Source organism: Streptomyces sp. WELS2 (genome assembly GCF_013870595.1).
Taxonomy (GTDB): domain Bacteria; phylum Actinomycetota; class Actinomycetes; order Streptomycetales; family Streptomycetaceae; genus Streptomyces.
Map to the genome: position 1 here is coordinate 1 of NZ_JACBWZ010000511.1, position 4,584 is coordinate 4,584.

Consider the following 4,584-nt stretch of genomic DNA (forward strand, 5'->3'; position numbering starts at 1 on the left):
CCCGGACTACCGTGCTGGCGTGACGCCTTCTGCAGCCTCTTCCAGCCCCGGCGCTCCCGGCGGGCGTGGGCCGCGGCTGGACCGCCGCGGTGGCCGCTTCCTTGGCGGCGCTGCGCACCGCCGGGCGGACCAGCATGAACCAGGCCAGCAACAGCGCGAGCAGCGCCGCGAGCAGGGCGAGCAGCCACTTGGGGAAGATCGGGATCTGGACGAACTCGGCGTCCAGCGGCGCCCGTACGGCGGCCTCGTCCGGCCCGGGCGCGTCCTGCTCGCCGGTCTCGGCGACGTCCACCGTGAACGGCCACACCACCGGGGCGCCGAACCACACCGGCTTGCCGGTGCGGACCCGCAGGCCGATCTCCGCCGACTCGCCGGGCTCCAGCGGCTGCTGTGCCGGGGTGAAGGCGAACGCCAGCTCCTCGCCCGCCTGGCCGGGGGTGAAGCCGACCCGCACGGGGGTGTTGCCCTGGTTGCGCACCGCCAGCCGGTACCGCCCGCGCAGCCAGCCGCGCCGCCGGCGCGGGGTCAGCTCGCTGTGCAGCTCGTGGAACGCCCCGATGCGCACGGTGGTCTCCAGCACCCGCACCGACTCGGGGTGCTCGGCCGGCAGCACCCGTACCCCGAGGGGCACCTCACCGGCCCGGACCTCCGGGGACCGCGGGGGCTCCAGCCGGAGCGTCACCGTCTCCGAGGTGCCCGGATACAGGGAGACCCGCGCGGGCTCCACGGTGGTCCAGGCCGCGCAGTCCCCGACGATCTCCAGGCTGTACGCCTCGACGATGTCGCTGTCGTTGCGCACGGTCACGGTGGTCGTGGCGATGTCCCCCGGCGCCACGGTCACTTCCGGAATGTCGAGGCCGGGAGCGCCGGGGCTGGAAGAGGCTGCAGAAGGCGTCACGCCAGCACGGTAGTCCGGGCCCGCTCACGCGACGAGAAGCGCGAGGGCAATGCCCGGGCAGTCCCGGTGCCCCGGAGGTCACCCGTCAACTCCCCGAGGGCAGCGGCTCATTGAGCGGCCGCCGTCCCGGGTGCGCCGTTCCGCGGCGCTTGTCCCCCGCCCCCGCAACCTCCGACCAGTTCTCTTCAGACAGGTACCCCTTATGTCCAGCTCTGACAAAGCCGGGCCGGCCATGCCCGCCACCACCTCCACCGGGCCGATCCCGGCCTGGACCTCGCACCGGACCCCGGCCGCCGACCGCCTGGACCGGGTCACCGTGGCCGTGTACGCCGCCGACCCGGTGCTGCGCCTGGGCGTCGTCCAGCAACTGCGGCAGCGCCCCGAGATCGACCTGCTGGCCGACGCCGACGCCGAACGGGCCCAGGTGTCGCTGGTGGTCGTGGACCACGTCGACGACGACGTGGCCACGCTGCTGCACCGGCTGCGGCACAACACCGCCACCCGCACCGGCCTGGTGGTCGCCACCCTCGGCTCCGGCTCGCTGCAACGCGTCATCGAGTGCGGGGTCGCGGCGGTGCTGCGGCGCGCCGAGGCCGACCAGGACCAGCTGCTGCGGCTCGTCCTGGCCATAGCCAATGGCGAGGGCGTCCTGCCCGGCGACCTGCTCGGCAAGCTCCTCAGCCATGTGGGCAGCCTCCAGCGGTCGGCGCTCGATCCCCGGGGGCTGTCCCTGTCCACGCTGACCACCCGGGAGGCGGACATGCTGCGGATGGTGTCGGAGGGCCTGGACACCGCCGAGATCGCCCGCAAGACGTCGTACTCCGAACGGACCGTCAAGAACATCCTCCACGAGGTCATCACCCGGCTACAGCTGCGCAACCGGGCCCACGCGGTCGGCTACGCGCTGCGCAACGGGCTGATCTGACCGGACGGCCCGTCCGCACAACGGGCCGGTCCGGCTTGACGGTCCACCCGGGCAACGCGCGCTGCCCGAAAGCGCACCGCGCGTTTCCCCCGGGTATGGCCCCGCCGCCCTCCCGCCGCCGCACGCGTCCGGGACAGGGTGGCGGGGGCACACCCGGATTGCCGCACCAGACTGCGAGGGGGACCTTGATGGGAACCGCTGGCCCCGGCGGGCGGTACCGCCTGGGGCGGCTCGGCGCGTCGGCGCTGTTGCTGATCCCCCTGCTCGGCGCGACCGCGGCCTCCGGCGGGAGCGGCACCGCCGACGCCTCGCCGCGGGTGGCCACCACGGCTCCGGAGACCCGGATCGCGTTCGCCGGCACCCGGCACCGCAGTCTCGGCGTGCCCACCGACGACAAGACCAGCGCCCCGCTGTTCGACACCGGCCCGGCCCACAACGACATCCAGCCGTCCGCCATGGGCGACCAGATGGTCTTCGCCAGCCGCCGCGACGAGAAGGACCCGCAGATCTATCTGCGGTCCGCGGACGGTCAGGTGCACCGCCTCACCTGGGGCATGGACGCGGCCCACCCCCGGCTGTCGTCCGACGGCTCCTTCGTGGTCTTCGACGCGGCCGAGCCCGGCGGCCCGGACGGCAAGACACAGCGCGACGTGTGGCAGGTGCGCACCGACGGCAAAGAGCTGACCCGGCGCACGAACAGCCCCGCCAACGAGACGTACCCGACGGTCTCCCCGGACGGGAAGCAGCTGGCGTACTCCAGCGACGAGGACGCGGCGGCCGGAGCGCAGATCTACGTACGGCCCCTGGAGGACGGCACCGCCACCCCCCGCCGGGTCACCGATCCCGCGAACGGCGCGGCCACCGAACCGATCTGGAACCCGGTGGACGACGACGGCCACCACGGTCTCATCGCGTACACCGCGACCAAGGACGGCCGGTCGCAGCTGCGCGAGACGAACGGTCCCGGCACCACCGACGGGCCGCTGCTCGGCGGGACCCGGGAGCAGTGGCGGGCGCACGCCCCGGCCTGGATGCCGGGCGGGGACGAGGTGCTGTTCCTCAGCCCCGAGATCACCTGCGCGTGCGAGGGCGACTACGACCACGTCTTCCGCGCCAAGCGGCACGACGCCGGGACGCCCGGGCTGGTGCTGAACGAGGACCGGGAGGACGGCTCGCCCACCTGGCTCGGCCCGCTGGACGGCGGCCGGGCGGTGGTGGAGCACCTCACGGCCGAGGGCCCGCACACCGTGACGCTCCAGGACATCAGGGCGGACGGGGCCGACCCCCGCGACCTGAACCTGACGATCCTCAGGGAGGACCCGGAGGCCGACACCAACACCGACGCGACGAAGGACCCGCTCTTCCAGCCCCGGGCCGGCTACGACCCGTGGACCGAGCGGCAGAGCTACACCCCGGACGGCCGCCGGATCGTGGTGACCCGTTTCCTGGGCGACCCCGGCAGCCGCGTCGAGGAGATCTGGCTGGCGGACGCCGACGGCGGCCACCCGGAGGCGCTGAAGCTCGACGGACGCGGACCGGGCATCCGGGACACCGACCCGGCGTTCTCCCCGGACGGCAAGTACCTCGCCTTCACCCGGATCTCGCCGGGCACCGGCGGGGCCGCGCCGACCAGCCGGGTGCTCATCGCGGACGTCGCCTCCGGCAAGATCACCGGCACCATCGCCGCGCCCGGCGGAGAGCTCCAGGGCCAGGACGCCCAGCCCACCTGGTCACCCGACGGCACGATGCTGGCCTTCACCCGCAACGAGCTGGTCTACGGCGCCGGCGGCAACAAGCACATCTGGACCGTGCCCGTGAAGAACCCGGACCAGCAGATCGACCTGAGCGAGAAGATCTGCCCGGGCACCTGCGCGGTCATCGACGACAGCCCCGCGTTCTCCCCCGACGGGCTCAGCATCGCCTTCAACCGCAAGAACGGCGCCGGCCGGATCGACGAGCGCAACGGCATCATCGTGACCTCCGTGACCGGCGCGGACTGCCGGGTGCTGCTGCCCGGTTCCGCCCGCGACGTGCCCGACGCCTGCCTGCGCGAACTGCCGGAGAACCCCGGACCGTTCCAGCCCCGGGACGCCGCCTGGACGCCCGACGGCAAGTCCCTGGTGCTCAGCTCCCGCCCCGGCCGGCCGGTCAACAGCCCGGAGAAGCTGAAGGTGCTGAACGTCGTCACCGGCGAACTGACCAAGCTCACCAACGACCTGCCGGGCCGGCACAAGGAGCCCAGCGTCCAGCAGTCCGTCGACCTCGCCGTCCGGGCGCCCGGCACCGTCCCGGAGGTGACCGTCGGCGACTCCACCACGGTGCGCGTCGAGGTGGTGAACAACGGCCCCGCCGCCTCTCCCGGCACCCGGCTGACCATCGACCCGCCCGCCGGGGTCACCGTCACCCGGATCATCCACCCCGGCGGCAACTGCGTCGCCGCGACCCTCCAGTGCCACCTCGGCGTGGTGCCGCCCGGCGAGACCGTTCCCGTGGACGTCACCCTCACCGGGGTCACCCCGGGGGACGCGCCGGTCGGCTGGTCGGTCGACGGTACGGTCCTCGACCCGCTGCCCAGCGACAACGCCGGCCGGACCGTGGTGCCGGTGCGCACGCCCCCGCCGCCGACCCCGACCCCCACACCCACGCCCACGCCCACGCCCACTCCCACCCCCACGCCGACCACGGCTCCGCCGACGACCCCGGCCCCGACACCGACGCCCACCGTGCCGCCGGCACCGCCGCAGCCGGCGAGCGAGAGGGT

General features: G+C 74.1%; 2 protein-coding genes and 1 pseudogene. 2 read left to right on the forward strand and 1 reads right to left on the reverse strand.

Going from position 1 to position 4,584, the window contains the following annotated elements; translation table 11 throughout:
- Nucleotides 1–850: pseudogene (locus H5J33_RS24435) on the reverse strand (hydrolytic protein); the annotation flags it as partial.
- Nucleotides 851–1,130: 280 nt separating this feature from the next.
- On the opposite strand from H5J33_RS24435, the gene H5J33_RS24440 reads away from it, so the two are divergent.
- Together H5J33_RS24440 and H5J33_RS24445 are read left to right on the forward strand one after the other, a co-directional pair.
- A complete protein-coding gene (locus H5J33_RS24440) occupies nucleotides 1,131–1,823 on the forward strand; it encodes a LuxR C-terminal-related transcriptional regulator (RefSeq protein WP_181797035.1) in 693 nt (230 codons plus the stop codon).
- 188 nt (nucleotides 1,824–2,011) lie between these two features.
- Nucleotides 2,012–4,584, forward strand: a 2,573-nt coding sequence (locus H5J33_RS24445) for a hypothetical protein (protein ID WP_258565366.1), incomplete at its 3' end; no start/stop codon positions are given.

What these genes read in the sequence shown, in the direction of transcription:
- H5J33_RS24440 (WP_181797035.1), top strand. Translation starts at nt 1,131, where the DNA reads ATGCCCGCCACCACCTCCACCGGGCCGATCCCGGCCTGGACCTCGCAC.